Below are 18,851 nucleotides of genomic sequence, written 5' to 3'. Positions count from 1 at the left end.
TACATGATCCGAGAAAGTTCCGGATACAACACTACCACCCCCAACAATAAATACACAAATCTGCCTCATCATTTCACAATTTCATAAATAAATAGGCAATACATAACATGAAGTAAATACCTAAACCTCTTTTTTGGTTCTTTACTATATAAAAAGGGTATCTTTCTTTTGCCATAACATAAAAAATATAGAGAACGGGATACATACAAATAAGTCGACGGGGATTTATATTACTTGAATTCGCTAATAAAAAAAACAAAAAGATTAACACTGAAAGAATAAGAATATTAGGAAGTGATTTCCGATAATCCTTAAAACGAATAATTTGAATAACACAAAACCATACAACAAACCAAAACGCAGGAGCTATCATCTGTGTTAAACCAATAATTAACTGAGGAAAATCTTTAGCATCAGCCACTAAGTTCCATGAAGGAAAAGGAAACATTTGAGAATATAATATGATTACAAGTTCTTTTATCCCCGTAGGTAATCGATAAATATGTTTCCCCAACCCACCTTCCTCTGCTACCGCCTGAGTGGTATGTTGATAGCGTTCTAAAGTTCCCTGAAAAGCCATTATATCAGGAATAATTAAAACACTCAAGCATAGCATTATAACAACACCTATGGTAATTAAACTATAACGAACAATTTTGCTTCCTTTAGTTTGCTCATATACATAAAGTAATGGCATAAAAAGCATGAATAGCCCATGTTCTACTCGAAAATAAAATGTAATAAAGGCCAATACACACAACACCAATAGCCGATAAAATTTAAAAGAAGAATATAACAAAGATAAACCAATTGTATATAATAGTGCGATATGTATATCTCTCAATATCCAAGGTGAATAATAAAATATGTATGAACAAAAAACAAAAACAATTGTACTTTTAAAAGCCCTTTTCACAGAAACAAAAGTAATTAATATACGGAAAACAAAGACAGGTATTAATGCTGCCAAAAATGAAACATTCAATATTTGAAAAAGAACATTATTACCTCCTAAACAATGATTCGCAAAATAGGAGGTGACGCCTAAATAAAAATAAGCTCCTTGATTTTCTGTTAAGATAAGATATACCTGATCAGTAAAGCAACCATCAAAAATAGATTTCAAATTGGGGAGCCTTCCTAAATATTGACTCATTTCATAGAAATTCTCCTGATCAGGATATTGAAAGAATGAATTATTATTTATTGCATACGCCCAATACGCAAATAAGGCAAAAATAAAATATAATAAAGAAGACAATAAAAATATTTTCAGTGCCTTTTTCCTCTCCACTATCGTATCAAAAATAATATAAGATATACAGAAACAAGATAAAATAAAAAAAAGGTATAGCACCGCAATTGCAAAAAAAATCATTTTCTAAATAAGTCTGCTAAGCATATGTATCATCAATCAGTCTCTCCCAATTAAACTCATATTTCATTCTGTCGATATTGCTCAATGCAAACTTTTCCAACTCATCATTAGATTTATTACATATTGTTGCCATACTATTTGAGAGTTCTAAAACATCAAAAGCACATAATAATCCATTTTCTCCCTCTATAACCAACTCATTGGTGGCTGTCAAGATATTATTTCCATCAGATTTATAACCTACAACAGGTAACCCACACGACATGGCTTCTAAAAGTGTTTGCCCGAAAGCTTCATAACGCGAAGTCATCATAAAGCAATCGGATAAATTGTAAAATTCATAAGGATAAGAAGTTGCATCAAAAAATAGTATTCTATCAATCAGTTTCTTTTCTTTAACTATTTTTACCAATCTTGGCTTATCAGGTCCGTCTCCAACTATTAAAACTTTAGATTTTCTTTTTACTTCATCCGGCAAATTATCATAGGCCAAAATTACATCAGAAAAACCTTTTGCTTCAATAATTCGTCCCAAACATAGAAAAATAAACGTATTTTCAAAACCTCGTTCTATCTTACTTTTCCATCTGTTTTCCGGATCAAATTTAAAAACATTTGTGTCAACACCGGGTTTTACCACAGATATTGTTCTTCGTCTTACTAATTTACCTATTTGATACTTCATATTTAAGCTAAAAGCAAAACAGTCCGCGCATCTATTAAAAGCTATATTTTGTAACCAAACGTCCAAACGGATATTCATATTTATCAAAAGCCACTCTTTAAATCTCTCCTTAAAAGAAAGCCCTTCTCTCCTCCTATCATTAAGCCCCTTAACCATACTTGGAACTAAATAAGCAACATTCTCCATACCTGCCAATATTGCAGCACATACCATAATATGGTGGCGTGCTACAATTCGAACATTTTTTCCATATTTTTTTTTCAACTGCCGGTATCCAATCCAAGCAGAATAAACAGCAAGCACGGAGTCAAGAAAGAAAAGAAGATTAACTGTATGAATTTTTCTGAAACGGTATATGTTTATTCGATTATTTCTTTCAAATAATGGTAGCCGTTCATTTTTATTTTTAGATAGATCACTAACATAAATAACCGATTCATATCCCATCTCCAATGCAGATTGAGACATATAGTGAAGTGAGTTTTCAACTCCACCAATTATCGGTTTATATGTTAAATTTGCAAATATAATTACCTTCATAATGTATTCTCATTTTATATGACGGAGCAAATTTCGCATAAATAATAATCCTTTTTGCTTATGCTGTGCATGACTCTCCGGTCCGGAAAAATTATGTTTTTCCATATTAAGATAACAACTTTCAATAATATCATCAAAACCACATTGAATGTTTTGCTGATAGTAGCAGCAGAAAGTATTAAAAACCCAAGCATCCGAGCGAATCATATCTTTTTTTTCCTGTGGAATACCTTCAGTATTCAAAATCGGATAAAAATAAGTTCCATTCCATGCATTTTTCACTATCCAATTAATAATCTTCTTTATCAGATCATCTGCCCCATTTATTTTTTGTTTCAAACTTATCTGAGCCATCATTAATCCTGAAGCGACCGAGCACAAACCCCAGGTATGAATATAACCTTTAAAAAAAAGATCGCTATTGGTGTAAGGTGGTATCTCAAAGTCATCAGATAGAGAAATAATATGCTCAGAAGCATTTCTTATTATGTCTTCTTGGAGTGTATCAAAACTCACCATTTGTGCCAGCGAATGCATTTCAACTTGTTGCATTTGATGATAATAATCAATCTTACCCAGAAATTCAACAGAAAGATCTGTCCGATCCTGCACCGGATAATACCAGAATTTTCCTGAATGGCTGTGAGTTGCAAACATGGATTTCTCAAGATAATTGATCATACCTTTATAAATGTCATTCAATTCCTGATCTTTAATTTTATATACACCTAAATAATATCCCAGAGCACCACAAGCAAACGACGTACCGTTATAAACCATTATTTCTTTTGTATTATATGGCGAATAAGGAATTGCAAAAATATTTTCTCCTTTTTTCCGGGCAAATTTCCTTATCCACTCTGCAGCTCTGGCAGCATAAGGTTCTATTTCATCATACTTATTAAAAACACGTGCATATTCCGTTAATGCCAATAACCCTACCAATTCAGGTGAAGTCGAATCTCCTTTTTTATGCAACATGCCAAAATTAAAATCATAACCAATATCAAATCCACCGTCCGGCCGTTGTATATGTTTCAATAGCGCTACGACTTTATCACAACGTTTCTCCCATTTACTTTCTTTTGTGGCCTCATACATTCTCAAACAGCCCAACAAAACCTCATAAATAGTTTGGCTACAATATTTTACATAAGGGAATGGAAACAACACCCTATATATCTTCAGTAATATTTTTTTCATTTTTTGCAGAAAAAAAGTAACGGTTTAATATTCACATTTAATATCTTCAACGAAAGCAGTACAGACAATAAATAAAGACACAAACGAATTACAAAAGCAATATCATAATGATTTAACGCAACAAAAAAGCACAGAACAATAAATAAAGCACCCAATGTTCTCATACTAAAAAGTCTTATCTTACATTTGTATATTAGCAAATAAATTAAATTTATTTGAGCAACCACAGTAGTAATTATAAAGGCAATAATTATACCTAAAATACCATATCGCGTTACAAATAATACAGATAATATAATTTGCAGAAGCACCATTATTGCATTCATTGTAAAATATGACCTGTTTTTTTCTTTTGCAATAATAATCATAGCATGTACATTTCCTAAGCTACCTATGAAATATCTTAATATCAATAATGAAAACCACCAATTATTGAGTGCCATTTTATTTGCAAAAAGTCCTAAAACCTCTTTATTAAACAATATAAAAGTCAAAGCAATAGAAAAAGTCAAAAGAAGCGTATATTTAGCCACTTTATGGTATTGTTTGGTCAACTGTGCATTTTCATCTTTTCCGTTACATCGCAAAAGTGACGCAAAAGTTGATTGAAAAACATTTCCAAGTTTTATAGGAATGAAAGTAACAAGACTGGCTATTTGAACGATTAAAAAATATTGTGCCAACTCATTAGCGCCTAGATAACTCAAAACGATAATCTGATCTACATATAAATATAAAAAAGTTAATATTGTACCTAAGTGAATAAATATAGCTTGACTCCAATATCCTTGTGGTAAAAACCACTTAAACGAAACAGGTAATTTTTTACTTAAAGCAAAAATAGCCGTACAAAAGACTATACACCAAACTGAACCTATTAAAAGAAAAAAACTGTTTAACTCGTTTCCCTTGAAGTAAGAAAAATATCCTCCTAAAACCAAGAGTAAAAAAGTGGTAACAGCAAAAATCTGACTATTACTTAAGCATGCAGATAATTTATATTCGCGCAAACCGATAAGAGCACTAACAGCAACTTGAGCCAATCCAAAAAAGAAAGTAAAAAAGAACATTATCCACCAATTAGAAATTCTTAATTCTCCAATAATCTCTTTCGGTAAATACGGATATAAATAATAAAATATTAGGAACATTACTAACATTAGTACTATGGAATTTACATAGCTACTAACTACAAATTGAAATTGCTTTGATTTTTCATCTATTTTAGGTAAAAAAGTAGAATATACATTAGTCGCCCCAAAAATAAAAAATGTACTTATCAAGCCTATCAGTATGTTTATCAAAGCAAAAGCAGATACTGCTTCTACACTTATCTTAGACAATAACCAATTTCTCAGATAACCTAATGGAAGGGATAAAATAGAAAAAAAGGAAAAAAACAGTACCCCTAATTTCAGTCTACTTATATCTTTATGCATTATTATATAAATTCTCGAGTTGTTGCATCATTTTTTCTATAGAATAGCCAGCATTGGATATGAATATACTCATATCTTTTCTCACATTAACTTTTGCCATACACAGAATCTTTTCAGCCCACACTTGCGGGTGTACATTTAATGATTCAAATTCTAAAAGGTTTGTAATCTTCACTTCCCTAGGAACCTTATCTGACGCTAAACACGGTAAAGATGATGCTTGTGCTTCTATAGCCACAATTCCCAGACCTTCATATAAGGATGGAAAAATAAAAGCATCCATAGCTTGCATATAAGAAGGAATGTCATAACATGAACCTGCAAATATTACATTAGACAACAGTCCTAATTCTACCACCTTACTTTTAATTTCCTCCAATAAACTTCCCCCTCCGACTAATAGTAATTTAGAATTTTTATTTACCCTAATGAGCTCACAAAAAACAGCAAGAATAAATGAATGATTTTTAACCAAATCAAATCTCCCAACATGTCCTAATACAAATTCATCATCAATATTCAAATCTGAACGTTTCTGTTTCCGTATAGATTCATCAACAACATACCTTTTTACATCTATAGAGTTAGGTATTATTCGGGTCGATGAAATAGAATAATATTTATTTATTTTTGCCAATTGTGTATTATTCAATGCTATAGGGACAATATGACTAAAACGGAAAGCAATCTTATTAAAAAAACGATCCACCAACCCCTTATTCTCAGACTCGATTATGCTATGAAACGTATAAAAATATTTAATTCGTTTATTCAAACCTATCATCGCAGGTATTATATATTTCATTGTCCTTAAATGACAGTGAACTACATTAGGATCAAATGCTTTTATTTGTTTACGGATTTTTAAAATAATTCCAAAATCATATCCTAAATGTTTATCCAAATAAATAACATCCAATCCTTCTTTACTTATTTGCTTGTTATAAATTGTATTTCTATCTGCGTATAAAGAAATTGCTCGAAACTGAATATTTGTACTCTCTGCAGATTGCAAATAGGTCAATACCACTTTTTCAGCTCCTCCAACGTTGAATGATGGTATAATATGTAGAACTCTTAATTTCGTCATTTGGACCTACTATAAACTTCCATCAATAATATTTTTATTTATGAAACCTTTCACATCATAAATAACATGAACATCATTCACTAACGACATGATATTCAAATCAGAGAATTCTTTATGCGCCACAGCTAAAATAACAGCATTGTATTTCGCAGAAGGCAATTCATTGATAACTTCTATACCATATTCATGCTGTGCAATAACCGGATTGGCCCAAGGATCATAAACTGTAATATCAATATGATACGTTTGTAATGTTTTATAAATATCAATAACCTTCGTATTACGTACATCCGGACAATTCTCTTTAAAGGTAAAACCAAGTATTAATATGTTGGAATTCAATACCTGAATACCTTTCTTTAACATAAATTTCACCACTTGGTTGGCTACATATTCTCCCATACCATCATTCATCCTACGCCCTGCAAGAATAATCTCAGGATTATAACCGTAGCGCTGTGCACATTGGGCCAAATAATAAGGATCTACACCAATGCAATGGCCACCCACCAAACCGGGTTTAAAAGGTAAGAAGTTCCACTTAGTACTTGCAGCTTCAAGTACATCCAATGTATTAATACCCATACGAGTGAATATCTTAGACAATTCGTTTACGAAAGCAATATTAATATCACGCTGTGAGTTTTCAATCACCTTTGCAGCTTCGGCCACTCGCATGGTAGGTGCCAAATGTGTGCCGGCAGTTATAACAGAAGCATATACTGCGTCTACTCTTTTCCCTACCTCAGGAGTAGAGCCCGAAGTTACTTTCTTGATTTTCTCTACCGTATGGAGTTTATCACCCGGATTAATACGTTCGGGAGAATAGCCGGCAAAGAAATCTTCATTGAATTTCAAGCCAGACACCTTTTCTACCACCGGAATACATTCGTCTTCGGTAACACCCGGGTAGACAGTTGATTCATAAACAACGATATCTCCTTTGGAAATCACTTTACCTACAGTGGTACTCGCACCATAAAGAGGTGTCAGATCGGGATTGTTATTTACATCGACAGGAGTGGGAACTGCCACTACATAAAAATTACAATCTCTGATATCTTCTATATCAGAGGTACAGGTGAAACCACCGGCAATGGCAGATTGCAACAGTTCGTCACTTACCTCAAGCGTAGAATCATGTCCTGCCATTAGAGCCTCTACCCGCTTTGAATTCATATCAAAACCAACCGTTTTGTATTTTGTTGAAAATAATCTTGCCAACGGCAAGCCAACATAACCTAAGCCGATCACACAAATTTTAGTATCCATATATGTATCATCTATGTTTTATCTATTTCAAGTTCTCCCAATACCAGGCAACCGCTTCTTTCAATCCGTTACGCATACTATATTGTGGGGTATAGTTAAGAAGAGCCTTGGCTTTGTCTATACATGCCAAAGAATGAGGGATATCGCCTATTCGATTAGGACCATGCAGTATTTCGATATTGGCTATTTCCGGATCAAAATCACTTAGAAACTCTTTTAAATAATCAACCAATTGATTTAAAGTGGTACGTTCTCCAAAAGCTGTATTGTATACCTGATTAACCGCTTCAGAAGAGATAGTTTCCAATGCCAACAGGTTCATCTGCACCACGTTCTTGATGTAAGTAAAATCGCGGCTATACTCTCCGTCACCATTAATAACCGGCGATTCATGATTCATCAATTTCTTTACAAAAAGAGGAATCACAGCAGCATATGCTCCGTTGGGATCTTGTCTTCGACCAAATACGTTGAAGTATCTCAAACCAATGCACTCCATACCATAAGTTTTGGCAAAGACATCGGCATAAAGTTCGTTTACATATTTAGTAATCGCATAAGGAGAGAGAGGCTTACCTATCACATCTTCTACTTTCGGAAGGCTTTTGCTATCACCATAAGTAGAAGAACTGGCTGCATAGACAAAGCGTTTCACGCCTGCATCTCTGGCAGCAACCAGCATATTCAGGAAACCGGAGATGTTCACTTCGTTGGTAGCGACAGGGTCTTTTATAGAACGGGGAACCGAGCCAAGAGCCGCTTCGTGTAGAACGTACTCATTACCTTCCACTGCTTTCCGGCAATCTTCCAATTTGCGTATATCACCTACAATTAATTTAAATGTAATGGGGTATTTATCAATCAAGGGTAACAAATTCTCAATATGACCTGTCATAAAATTATCCAAACAAGTCACCTGATTACCATCCTCAAGTAACGCCTCACATAAATTAGAGCCAATAAATCCGGCTCCACCTGTTATTAAAACATTCATTGCTATTCAATAAAACTTTCTTTGTATATTTTTCCGATTTTTCAGCTCTTCAATGGGAATTCGATATAACTATGCATACTATTTCTACTCGTCTATATATTCCCACGGATAAGGATTGTCCACCACATTCTGAAATTCTGTGATGGCTTCCTGCTCTTCAGCAGTAAGCGATGTGGAATCCCACGAAGCGATAATGGCACGGGCTTCATCCGCCAAAGGCTCATCGAACACTTCACCATAGCAAGCAGTAAGCAGACGGAGCTTCAATAAGGAAGCGGGAAGGCCATCAAGAAGATCCCAACAACGGTCCAGAACTTCCTGAATGTGTTGCTGTTTTTCACCATAATCGATGAAGGAGGCATTGTAACCCATCAGGAGAGCCAAGCAGACATGGGCCTGTTCTTCAAGGGTGGAACCTTTGGCACCGGAGTCATACAAGACAGTGGTCAAACGGTAAACCTCACTGTTACGACGGGACAAATCATCACTATAGATGGGACTATCGTCCATACCCAAATACATCAGTTCATGCGCAGCGCGCTGAAGAGAGGCGGCTTCTTCGGAAAGAGTCATACTATTTAAGGAATTTGAATTATTTAATTACTTCTATCAGATCCGGATGAATGGACGCCATGGCAACGGCGATGACACCCTGGATTTTTATGATCAGACGACGGTCACGGGCACCCTTCACTTTCAGAAAAATGCCTTCCTGACCCTCGAAGTCACCACCCGTGACACGGACTTTAGTGCCTTTGGACAAATTCAATTCATCAGGACGGAAGTAAAGGAGCTGCTCATGGTAAGTACCGGCCACGGCAATGAAACGTTGCATCTCTTGATCGGGGATGATGATCTTCTGACCACTTCGGGTATCGGTGATGTACTGCAAATAAGCAACCATGGACTTGACACGTTTCACTTCGGAAGGACAGGCATGAACAAAAATCAAATTGTAGATGACGGGAACCAGGACACGGACTTTTTTCCTGTTTTTTATGCTTATTTTATATTGCATGGGAACGAAATAGTCGATATGTTCCTTCGCAAACAGTCGCATGGCATCAGGCTCTCTACGGTAGGTGGCACGCATGGCATACCAGACTTCGGTCTCTTTATCCGCTTCCATTTTTCTATGAGTAGTTCAAAAAAGGGTGTTCTTTCGGGGCTTTGAATATCTTATACACTATTGATATTCAACCACTTGCGACGCATTCGTGTAATATACAGCAATATTTGCATCTCTCTTTTCTAATAGTTTTCTGTAGTTGTTCATTAACTGACAGATAAAATACTATAAACGAGTCAGTTGAAAGCAAAAAGCGTTTCAATAGACGTTCGTTTAATGAAACACCAATTTGGGGAGATTTACGGCTGGGCATTCTTACAGAATAATGCATCAAATAACTAATTTTATCAATTACATAAACCGCTGAATATAAAGAATCTGCACCTTTAACTTTCAAAAACAAAAAAAATATTTATAAGAATATTTTGTTATTCCAGATATACGTTTTAACTTTGTGCCATTAAACGAACGTCTATTGAAACACTTTTATAATTTCATCGACACCACATTAGCATTTACCGGATTCTCCCCCCTCTTTATACTCTTTTCCCTATAATAATGTACGTACGTGCTACACGCGCACAGACGCGTATTTTCTTCTTTTTTTAAAAGAAAAATCCCCGTGTATTAAATAGAGGATAGGGTACCCTACCCTCTATTTAATACACGGGGATATATTTTATAAATATTGAAGTTTTTCTCATAAAACTTGTATTCCATGCTAATAACCATTAATTTCGCATCGTAAATATTAATTTATGTTTTATTTTAAAACCATTATTAGACATTTATGATTAAAACTACAAATTTTAAAAAGTGACGGTAATAGATGGAAAAGTGTCCATTATTATCACAGAAGGAACGGAGATCGATACGGAACGTTTAGTTGCAAGCGTGAAACTGGCATTATCGGAAAAAATACCGATAGAAGATCAGAAAGAGAACATCTTAGAGGCATTTGCCAGGCAAGCGCATGAACAGAAAAAAAAGGATAAGAATCAGAATGTAAGAAAAATAGCAAGGATATTATCGTTGTTTTTCAAGTTCCCGAAAACAAAAGGGAAAGGCAATCTGAAAGAAGAAAGTGCCGAGGCGGAAATCTATAAATCCATCCGGGACATAGCCGAAGCGGAGGAAGAGGCACTCAACGATCCGAAACAATAAAAAGTTAAAAACAACCTTGGAAGATTAGGCTTTTTCACCGGAAAAGTCTAATCTTTTTTTTGAAATCTACTGTTTACCTTTGTACCGCTCAAGACAAACAAACATTGGGCACAAACAAACAGCTTAAAAAAAACGAATACCATGAAAGACATCACAATCACCACCTACAACGGTTACAGCACCGTGGCAGGAGAAACCACCCTCACGCAAGTGATAAAAGAGATACGGGAAGGGAAAAACCTGGCAATCGTACAACGGATAGAAAAGCTTGTACACCAAGGTGAGACGGAGAAAGCGGACCGGACAAAGAAGCAGCTACCCTACCTCACACTGACGGCCAATTACCACCAGGAGAGGTTAGCGTACAGTATCAAAAACTACAACCCGGTGATCACCATCGATATAGACAAACTGAAAGACGAGCAGATAGGCCCCCTACGCGAACGCATTGAAAGCGATCCGGACGTACTGGCGGATTTTCTCACTCCCAAACGACATGGATTCAAGGTATTTGTATACCTGCAATCGGCATGGGCCTGCAAAATGAGAAAGGCAACATTCTCAACCCGGGAGATCACATACGAGCAGTTGGAATATTACCACGCACAGATGTACAAGGCATGTCAGGAACACATTGAAATGCGGTTGGGAATACCCGTGGACAAAAGCGGAAAGGACATCGGACGGGGCTTCTTCACATCGTTCGATACGCAGGCTTATCTGAACACAGAGCTGATGGAAAAGATAGAGATGGTAGAAACGAGCATTATTCCTCCGGAAAAGAAGGAGAAAAAGCCCGGAAGGAAAAAGGAAAAGAGTAAAGGGCAGGCTTCTGAAGACGGAGAAACGGGCACAGTAGAACCCTGGGAGAAGTTAGAGTACAGAAAGGCATTACAAACCACCCGCCGCTCGGAGAAGTTCGAACCGGGAAACAGAAACACTTTTCTCTACACCTTAGGCAACCGATGCTACAAGAAGGGATTGAGCGAGAAAAGCGTTCAGCAGTTGGTACGGCAGGATTTCGCAGAGGCAGAGATAGATATAGCCACCCCCATACACAACGCATACCTCTATACGAACAAGACCGAAGAGGCGGAAAAGAAAAAGGAGGATAAGAAACCGGTCATCACCCAGGTACTGGAATATCTGGAGGCACATTATGACATACGCAGAAATACGATATTGGAACGGTTGGAGTTTATCGATTTTGAGGAGAATGCGTCCGGGATGAAAGGAAAATACCGGCCACTGAGAAACAAGGACTACAACTCGATATTCGTAAACCTCCAAATGGCGGGCATATCCTGTTTCCAGAACTATCTCAAAGCGGTGATAGACTCGAATTACGCGAAGAACTTCAACCCGTTTGAGAGTTATTTCTACGGACTGAAACCCTGGGACAGGACTACGGACTACATCGGACAGTTAGCGGATACGGTGAAAACAAAGGACACGGACTTCTGGAAGGAGAGCCTGAGAAGATGGATCGTGGGTATGGTGGCGTGTGCACTGAAGGAGGAGGCGGTGAACCAGTATGTGCTCATTCTATACAGCGAACAGGGAAAAGGAAAGAGCACCTGGATCAGGAAGTTGCTGCCACCCGAACTCGCAGAATATTACCGTAACGGGATGATAGACCCGGGAAACAAGGATGACCTGCTACTGCTGTCCAACCGGTTGCTCATCAACATGGAGGAGTTTGAAGGGGCGAAACAGGGAGACATAGCGGCATTGAAACGGATCATCACACAGGAGAGCGTGACGGAGCGGAAGGTGTACGACGTACAGGCGGAACGGTACACCCGCAGGGCATCGTTCATTGCCAGCACCAACAACCGACAGTGCATGCAGGACATGGGAGGAAACCGCAGGTTTCTGCTATCCGTACTCACGGAGATTGATTTCCACACACCGGTAGACTATGAAGGGGTATATGCACAGGCAATATATCTCTTACAGAACGGATACCGGTACTGGTACGAGGGAGATGAAATTACAGGACTGAACAAACGGAACGAACAGCACCGCATGAAGGAGCCGGTGGAGGAGAATCTGTACGTCTATTACCGGGCGGCTACCCCCACGGACATTGAGGTGAAATGGAGGCCGGCGGCAGCACTGATGGGAACCATCAGTTTGTACGGACGCATACAGGCGAACAGGCAGACACAGCAGGTACTGGTACAGGTGTTGGAAAGGGACGGATTCCCTAAAAGGATGAACGAAAGCGGAATAACGGAATACGCGGTGATAGAGTTCACACCCGATCAGGTGAGTGCGAACAGCAGGAGAGTTGAAGAAAAGGGAGAAGGGAGAATGGAGAAGGGAGAAGGAAAGGGAGAGAGACAGGAGGAGCTACCGTTTTGAGGAAGGGGATTCACCACAGAGTAACACGGAGTTTCACTGAGTTTTTATTATCCGGATAAAACGCAGATTAACGCAAATGATCACAGATTAAAATCCTGTTATTCTTTATCTTATACCTGTTTTTCTTTGCGAAAATCTGTGTTAATCTGCGTTTCAATTAGATAAGTATACATATCATGCCCCGTAACGTATATTCTAATGTAGCATGGAATATATTGTCACGGGGCATAATATATTAGGGCGTTTTATTTACAAATATTTTATCAGGGGGTATCGAGGTAGCGGACGATCAGGCTGACCTGACGGCGGGTATAGGAGTGGTCGTTCTTCCCTTCCCCACCCTGATAAAGGAGGCTATGGAGCTCTTTGTTCTTACGGATCCAACCCCGGAGCTTACACATGGCATAGGGAATGGGAAGGTTAGGGTGATACAGATGGGCAAGGTCGGCTTTGAGGTAGGACTTGACGACAAACTTCGTCTCTTCTTCATTTTCATTCATTACAATATGCTTTTTAGTTGTTTTTTCGTTCTTCAAATATAACAAATATTACGGACATCAGCAAGCTTATAACACAATATAAACAACTATGAATCAAAGTATTTGCAATACAGAATAATCTACAAAAAAGTACGTTCACCCACTCTTATGGAAGAGGTTATCTTTGTCACATCGGAAAGGAAAAGAAGCGCTGTTTCCTACCGGTAAATCAAATTTTAAAACTAAAAAATCATGGGAGTACCTTTTAAAAAGATTGCAAGAAAAGACCCGAGAAAGGCGGATGCGGTGGAGAAGTTCTACCCGCAATTGGTGACCACGGGGCCCAATGCGGATCTGGACGCAGTAGCGTTCAAAATGAAAGAGAAGAGTTCGCTTACATTAGGAGACATACAGAGTGTGTTGACCAACTTCGTAGAGGCGATGAGGGAAGTGTTGTACAGCGGACAGTCAGTCAATATCAAGAACTTCGGCGTGTTCAGCCTCTCGGCACGGACCTTAGGGACGGAAGATGTAAAAGAGTGCACCGCCAAGAACATCAAAGCGGTGAAAATAAATTTCCGACCTTCAACCAGCATCCGACCGGACATTACAACCACACGCGCCGGAGAGAAAATAGACTTCTATGACCTGGAAGCCTTGCTGAAGAAGAAAGAGGAAGAAGGGGGCGAAGGAGAGGGAGAAGACCCTTCGGTTTAATGGAAAATTGAAAGTTGAAAATTGAAAATGGCTATGCAGTGTAAAAGCAATGATCAATTAAGAAAAGAGTGCTTAGAAAATTAAGAAAGCAGGTATAATGCAACTACACTGCGCAGCCAATTTTCAACTTTCAACTTTCAATTTTCAATTAATTAAGTTCTTCTCATTTTCAATTTTCAACTTTCAATTTTCAATTAAATAAGTATGAAGAAATCAATCTGGGATAAAATCCTAAAAATTGTGATAGCAGTAGCTTCGGCTGTGTTAGGAGCGTTAGGGGCAAATGCGATGAACGTATAAGTTCGGAAGGCATGAAAATGCGACAGGTTCGCAGATCGTTTTAAATTGAAGGCTGCACAGTAGAAGATACTGCACAGCCTTCATTTTTAACATATCTTGCTTACACGCATGTACGTCATACAGGAAGACATTACAATGTCACTGTATCCGACTTATCTCCAGATAATCCAGATTGCAATCATTGGCATCTTCCCTGCCATGAGACATATTAGAATCAAATCCTTTTCCTTCCGGATTGAGTCGCAAACTGACCACATGACGTCCGGCTTTCAAATTCTTCAATATATAATTTGACCTCGTCCATTTGTTCCAATCACCTGTAGCTTCCAGAATAAATGTCCCGGAATCAACATTATCGACAAAGACAGAACGGATGGTGCAGTAGGTTCCATCCGGACCGTGCCCGTTAGCGCCGGAAAGGACAAGAGCATAATCACCATCAGCAGGAACATCAATTGTAAAGGCCACATCTGCCGGTTTAGTATATAAGTCCACTACAAATCCCTTCCCGGAATAGCCGGGATGAACATTACTGAACGTTCCCTTCGATACAGCATCTTCCGCTTCAAAAATTTCCCGCCAGTCAGTTTTAATCACCGGATTGGAACAGTCGGACTTAAAACCCCGTTTGTCCACCGAATACACAGAATAAAAGCCGGCAGGTTCTCGGCTAAGATCATATGGGAACGTTATTTCTTTATCTTCTATCTTTGTGCCACACAAGAAATAACGCAAGCCGGATTCTACCGGACAGTTAATAATCTGTCCTTTTTGTTCCAGTACAGGTTCCATCGGTGACCAATCCTCACGAGGTCCCGGCTGAACCAGATTCATTTTATCACTTGCGTGTGTTGCTGTCATCACAATATCAATTGTATAGTCTCCTTGTGCCGTAGCAGGCAACACATAAGGTAATTTTTGGTCTTGTCCATTCACTGTAATTTTTTTGACTGTATTCCCTTTTCCGGTAATATTGATATTCAGTACTGCATCCCGATAACGGAAGTTCTCCAATGAAATTTTACCGGCCACAAGATCGGGTACTACCGGAGTAAAAGTAATCCCTTCTTCTTCTATGGTCATGCCAAACAATACACGGTAAACCATACTGATATAAGATGCCACCGACCACAACTGACGGGAAGAATTCAATGCCGTACCGCAATCATAACCCGTATCATAGGTCATATTCTCTTTGTGAGTCAAAAATAGTGCACCGGCACGGACCAATGATTTTATCATATGTTCCACTACTTTCGTATTTTTCACATCACGGGCGGCATACATATAAGGGGTTTCCCAGACCGGCCATACACTCTTGTTATGATAAGAAAAGTCATCCGGAATACTCGGATATAGTACGGCAGCTCCATAAGGATAAAGCGGAAAGTTCTCTACCATTTGTATACTCTGTCCGGTAGTCGCTATATCCAATACAGCTGCCAGACCATTGGACATCACCCCTACTCTTTGAGTCGGCCTGTAACCCAGGTATTCCGGATAAAGATAGCAAGTATAGCATCCTTGTTTTTCATCCCAAAAGTGCTTATTTATATTCTCCTTCAAAAGACCGGAATATTTCTCCCACATAGCAATCTCTTCTGCCGGTTTCTGAATGATACGCCCTGCAGTTCCAAGAAATTGATAAAAGAATTTATGTAATGCATTAGTTCCACTGGAAAAAGAATCAGCAATCACCGAATTTATAAACCAGTTGGGATAGGTATGTGTACGCCAGTCCATCGAACAGGTTTCTCCTTTAAACAAGCCAACATTGGCATCAAATGCCACATGGATGTCTTTCAACGCCGTGTATTTCAGACCATCGTATACAGATTCCAACCAGCTCTTATCACCTGTGTACAAATAATATTCCCAGGCGGCCATTGCCCACACGACACGATCGGTAGAAATAGGCCAAGATCCGCCACTACCTGTATCCTGAAGTGCTTCTTTCGGATTTTGTAAAGTCTGTTTTTCTAATGTCTTACGCGAGACCTCCGGCAGTATCCAGGCATAAGAGAAATAGATACTGTACACAGCATCACGTGTCCATGTATCGGGCCATAAAGCGCCTGCCATAAACGTACTGTCCGTGCGGATATCAAGCTGCATCTCTTCCAGGGCCATATTATAAAGGGCTACCAACATACGGTTGTTTTCAGCTGTAAACCGAGGAAATGTAGAAATATCTTTTTGTAACTTCCAACGATTTTCTCCATGATAATTCGACTCTATTTCCGTATCAGAAATAGCAACAGCTTCTCTTGTCCCAAGGAAAGAAGCATCAATCACTTCCTCCGGAGTTATCATAAAAGAAAGGTCTGTACCTTTTTCACGTACAATATTCCAATGTGACTTAAAGTCTTTTACACGATCGGAAACTCCCATTGTAATTCCATCTCCCCGACGCATCAGATGTAAATCCCGTGAAGTAGCCTTGTTCTCAAGTGTATACCAACCGCAGTTCTTCTGAGTCAAGAAATCAAATCCACCATATTTCCATTTCAGATTTTCTTGTCCCTTACCATCAGAAGCTACGCACACAACCTCTTCTCCGTCAAACTGCAGGTATTTCCCGCTTTTCTTATTCTTGATCAGAAACTCTTCTCCGGGAGTACTTTCAATAATCCAAAAGAAATCATCTCCTGAGGGCTCGGCAGCGAAACAAAAAGTTCCCTCTTTCTCGCCTAAGTACTCTCCGGTATCACGATTCTGTAAACTCCACTCGGAATAGACTTTATCATTACGACAGGAAACCAAAGACAATAATACAATCAGACTAAAACATAAATGTAATTTCATATAAGTAGTACTTCAAATTTAATTCATACTATGACAACCTATCATTGAAACGCAGATTATCGCAAATTCACGCAAAAAATATCGTCCCTCAAGTACAGCAAACCTTCTAATTTGCGAAAATCTGCGATCATTTGCGTTTTAATAAAATGTTCATTTAATGAGGATACAGTACTTAAAGGAATTATTTTATAATCAATTTTTTAGTAACCACATTATTTCCGCATTCTACACGAACGAAATAATGTCCGCTGCTCCAACCATCCACTGGTATGTCTGTGGTAGGCCCTGCAACAATCGTTCTAACCAGTTGTCCGGTCACGTTATAAACAGAGATCCGATTATTATCAGAATTCGTCTTTACGGCAAACGAAGCATCTTTTTCAACGATTACAGGATAAACAGATACAGCCTCTTCCTGCTTTTCCGTACTTACGCCTGTCCCACTTCCCTTACCAAGTTTTACACCACGTACACAGGTCGGCTTAATCCCGGCAGGCATAAAAAAGGTTTCATCAAAAGAACCACGACCACTTTTACTATATCCGTTATTCTCAGGTTTAGTAGCCGGATTACGAAGGTTAACATTTACTTCTTCGTCGTTCACCGAACAGATTGCCATATCATCATATCCGTCACCATTAAAATCTAACAATAAAGGAATGTCATTTTTAGTTCCAAACTGCATATTCGTAATATCCTGATTTGCAAAATCCGGAGTTTTATATTCTGTAGCAGAAGGAGTAAAAGAGCATAGCCAATTTCCTTTATCATATAAAACGACATCTGCCTGTCCATCATTATTCATATCTCCAGCCAACAAATAATCGTTTTCCGTAATACCAAAAGCAAGATTTACATCCGGAGCCATTGCCATAAAATGTATAAGCCACCAAAGTCCGTACTCATTGTCACGGCGAATAGCAACATCACCCACGCCGTCACCGTTGAAATCTGCCGAGAGTGCTTTATCTCCTACTGCCATTCCATACACAACTTCCTGCGGATCAATAAAATTATTATTTCCATCGTTATAATAGAATCGCCAATGAATAAGCTGGTCTACCGAACAGGAACGGTCTACCTCGCATAAATCAAAATAACCGTCACCATTGGCATCATATACAAAGACTTCGGATATCTGCAAATCTTTAGTCTGCGTAGGAACCGTAAGGTCAATCTTTCCATCCAAATCGAAATCGAACTGATAACCTGCCCCGTAAGACCAATACACGATACCATCGGATTTTTGAGCATACATAAAAACAGCCATCAAACAGGCCAGAGTTGCAAGTATTAACTTTTTCATAACCATTAAATTTAAATTATACAATAGTAATTCATCAACATTT

Annotated in this window: 16 protein-coding genes; 4 read left to right on the top strand and 12 right to left on the bottom strand. The window is 38.3% G+C overall.

What is annotated here, in order from left to right; translation table 11 throughout:
• Nucleotides 1-73: 73 nt before the first annotated feature.
• The 9 genes from ACESQI_RS10265 to ACESQI_RS10225 form a co-directional block, all read right to left on the bottom strand.
• Nucleotides 74-1,294 (bottom strand): hypothetical protein, encoded by a 1,221-nt coding sequence (locus ACESQI_RS10265; RefSeq protein ID WP_195661117.1) that lies wholly within the window; start codon nt 1,292-1,294, stop codon nt 74-76.
• A 100-nt stretch (nt 1,295-1,394) separates the two neighbouring features.
• On the bottom strand, nt 1,395-2,603 hold the full coding sequence (locus ACESQI_RS10260; RefSeq protein WP_195661118.1) for a glycosyltransferase: 1,209 nt from the start codon (nt 2,601-2,603) through the stop codon (nt 1,395-1,397).
• A gap of 9 nt (nt 2,604-2,612) precedes the next feature.
• Complete coding sequence (locus ACESQI_RS10255) at nt 2,613-3,806, bottom strand: hypothetical protein (protein ID WP_195661119.1); 1,194 nt, start codon at nt 3,804-3,806, stop codon at nt 2,613-2,615.
• Nucleotides 3,803-5,245, bottom strand: coding sequence for a lipopolysaccharide biosynthesis protein (locus ACESQI_RS10250; RefSeq protein ID WP_195661120.1), 1,443 nt, complete (start codon nt 5,243-5,245; stop codon nt 3,803-3,805). The genes ACESQI_RS10255 and ACESQI_RS10250 overlap by 4 nt, the downstream gene beginning before the upstream one ends.
• Entirely contained in the window at nt 5,238-6,335 is a 1,098-nt protein-coding gene (locus ACESQI_RS10245) for a glycosyltransferase (RefSeq protein ID WP_195661121.1), read from the bottom strand. Before ACESQI_RS10245 ends, ACESQI_RS10250 begins: the two co-directional genes overlap by 8 nt.
• 9 nt (nt 6,336-6,344) lie before the next feature.
• Complete coding sequence (locus ACESQI_RS10240) at nt 6,345-7,607, bottom strand: nucleotide sugar dehydrogenase (RefSeq protein ID WP_195661122.1); 1,263 nt, start codon at nt 7,605-7,607, stop codon at nt 6,345-6,347.
• 22 nt (nt 7,608-7,629) lie between these two features.
• Complete coding sequence (locus ACESQI_RS10235; protein ID WP_025867567.1) at nt 7,630-8,601, bottom strand: SDR family oxidoreductase; 972 nt, start codon at nt 8,599-8,601, stop codon at nt 7,630-7,632.
• A gap of 84 nt (nt 8,602-8,685) precedes the next feature.
• Entirely contained in the window at nt 8,686-9,174 is a 489-nt protein-coding gene (locus ACESQI_RS10230; protein ID WP_195661123.1) for a UpxZ family transcription anti-terminator antagonist, read from the bottom strand.
• A gap of 19 nt (nt 9,175-9,193) precedes the next feature.
• Nucleotides 9,194-9,730 carry a UpxY family transcription antiterminator gene (locus tag ACESQI_RS10225; RefSeq protein WP_195661124.1) on the bottom strand — a complete coding sequence of 179 codons (537 nt, stop codon included), beginning with the start codon at nt 9,728-9,730 and terminating at the stop codon, nt 9,194-9,196.
• A gap of 756 nt (nt 9,731-10,486) precedes the next feature.
• Between ACESQI_RS10225 and ACESQI_RS10220 the strand changes: the two genes are divergently transcribed.
• Both ACESQI_RS10220 and ACESQI_RS10215 read left to right on the top strand, forming a co-directional pair.
• Nucleotides 10,487-10,834 (top strand): hypothetical protein, encoded by a 348-nt coding sequence (locus tag ACESQI_RS10220; RefSeq protein ID WP_025868328.1) that lies wholly within the window; start codon nt 10,487-10,489, stop codon nt 10,832-10,834.
• Between the two features lie 141 nt (nt 10,835-10,975).
• The gene (locus ACESQI_RS10215) at nt 10,976-13,201 is read left to right on the top strand and encodes a VapE domain-containing protein (RefSeq protein ID WP_195449967.1); all 2,226 of its coding nucleotides are present in this window, start codon (nt 10,976-10,978) and stop codon (nt 13,199-13,201) included.
• A gap of 263 nt (nt 13,202-13,464) precedes the next feature.
• On the opposite strand, the gene ACESQI_RS10210 is transcribed toward ACESQI_RS10215, so the two are convergent.
• Nucleotides 13,465-13,701, bottom strand: coding sequence for a DUF4248 domain-containing protein (locus ACESQI_RS10210; RefSeq protein WP_007486702.1), 237 nt, complete (start codon nt 13,699-13,701; stop codon nt 13,465-13,467).
• A gap of 231 nt (nt 13,702-13,932) precedes the next feature.
• Here ACESQI_RS10210 and ACESQI_RS10205 point away from each other — a divergent pair, with 231 nt between their 5' ends.
• Together ACESQI_RS10205 and ACESQI_RS10200 are read left to right on the top strand one after the other, a co-directional pair.
• A complete protein-coding gene (locus ACESQI_RS10205; RefSeq protein ID WP_025867616.1) occupies nt 13,933-14,397 on the top strand; it encodes an HU family DNA-binding protein in 465 nt (154 codons plus the stop codon).
• 204 nt (nt 14,398-14,601) lie between these two features.
• Nucleotides 14,602-14,697 (top strand): smalltalk protein, encoded by a 96-nt coding sequence (locus ACESQI_RS10200; RefSeq protein ID WP_007486699.1) that lies wholly within the window; start codon nt 14,602-14,604, stop codon nt 14,695-14,697.
• 138 nt (nt 14,698-14,835) lie between these two features.
• Here the strand turns inward: ACESQI_RS10200 and ACESQI_RS10195 are convergent, their stop codons facing one another.
• Together ACESQI_RS10195 and ACESQI_RS10190 are read right to left on the bottom strand one after the other, a co-directional pair.
• Complete coding sequence (locus tag ACESQI_RS10195; protein WP_373125997.1) at nt 14,836-17,502, bottom strand: carbohydrate-binding protein; 2,667 nt, start codon at nt 17,500-17,502, stop codon at nt 14,836-14,838.
• 181 nt (nt 17,503-17,683) lie between these two features.
• Complete coding sequence (locus ACESQI_RS10190; protein ID WP_234130221.1) at nt 17,684-18,808, bottom strand: T9SS type A sorting domain-containing protein; 1,125 nt, start codon at nt 18,806-18,808, stop codon at nt 17,684-17,686.
• Nucleotides 18,809-18,851: the final 43 nt, after the last annotated feature.

Origin of the sequence: Bacteroides sp. HPS0048, from assembly GCF_964240755.1 — a bacterium.
In the GTDB taxonomy this organism is placed as follows: Bacteria; Bacteroidota; Bacteroidia; order Bacteroidales; family Bacteroidaceae; genus Bacteroides; species Bacteroides nordii.
This window is presented reverse-complemented; position numbering and strand designations above follow the sequence as displayed.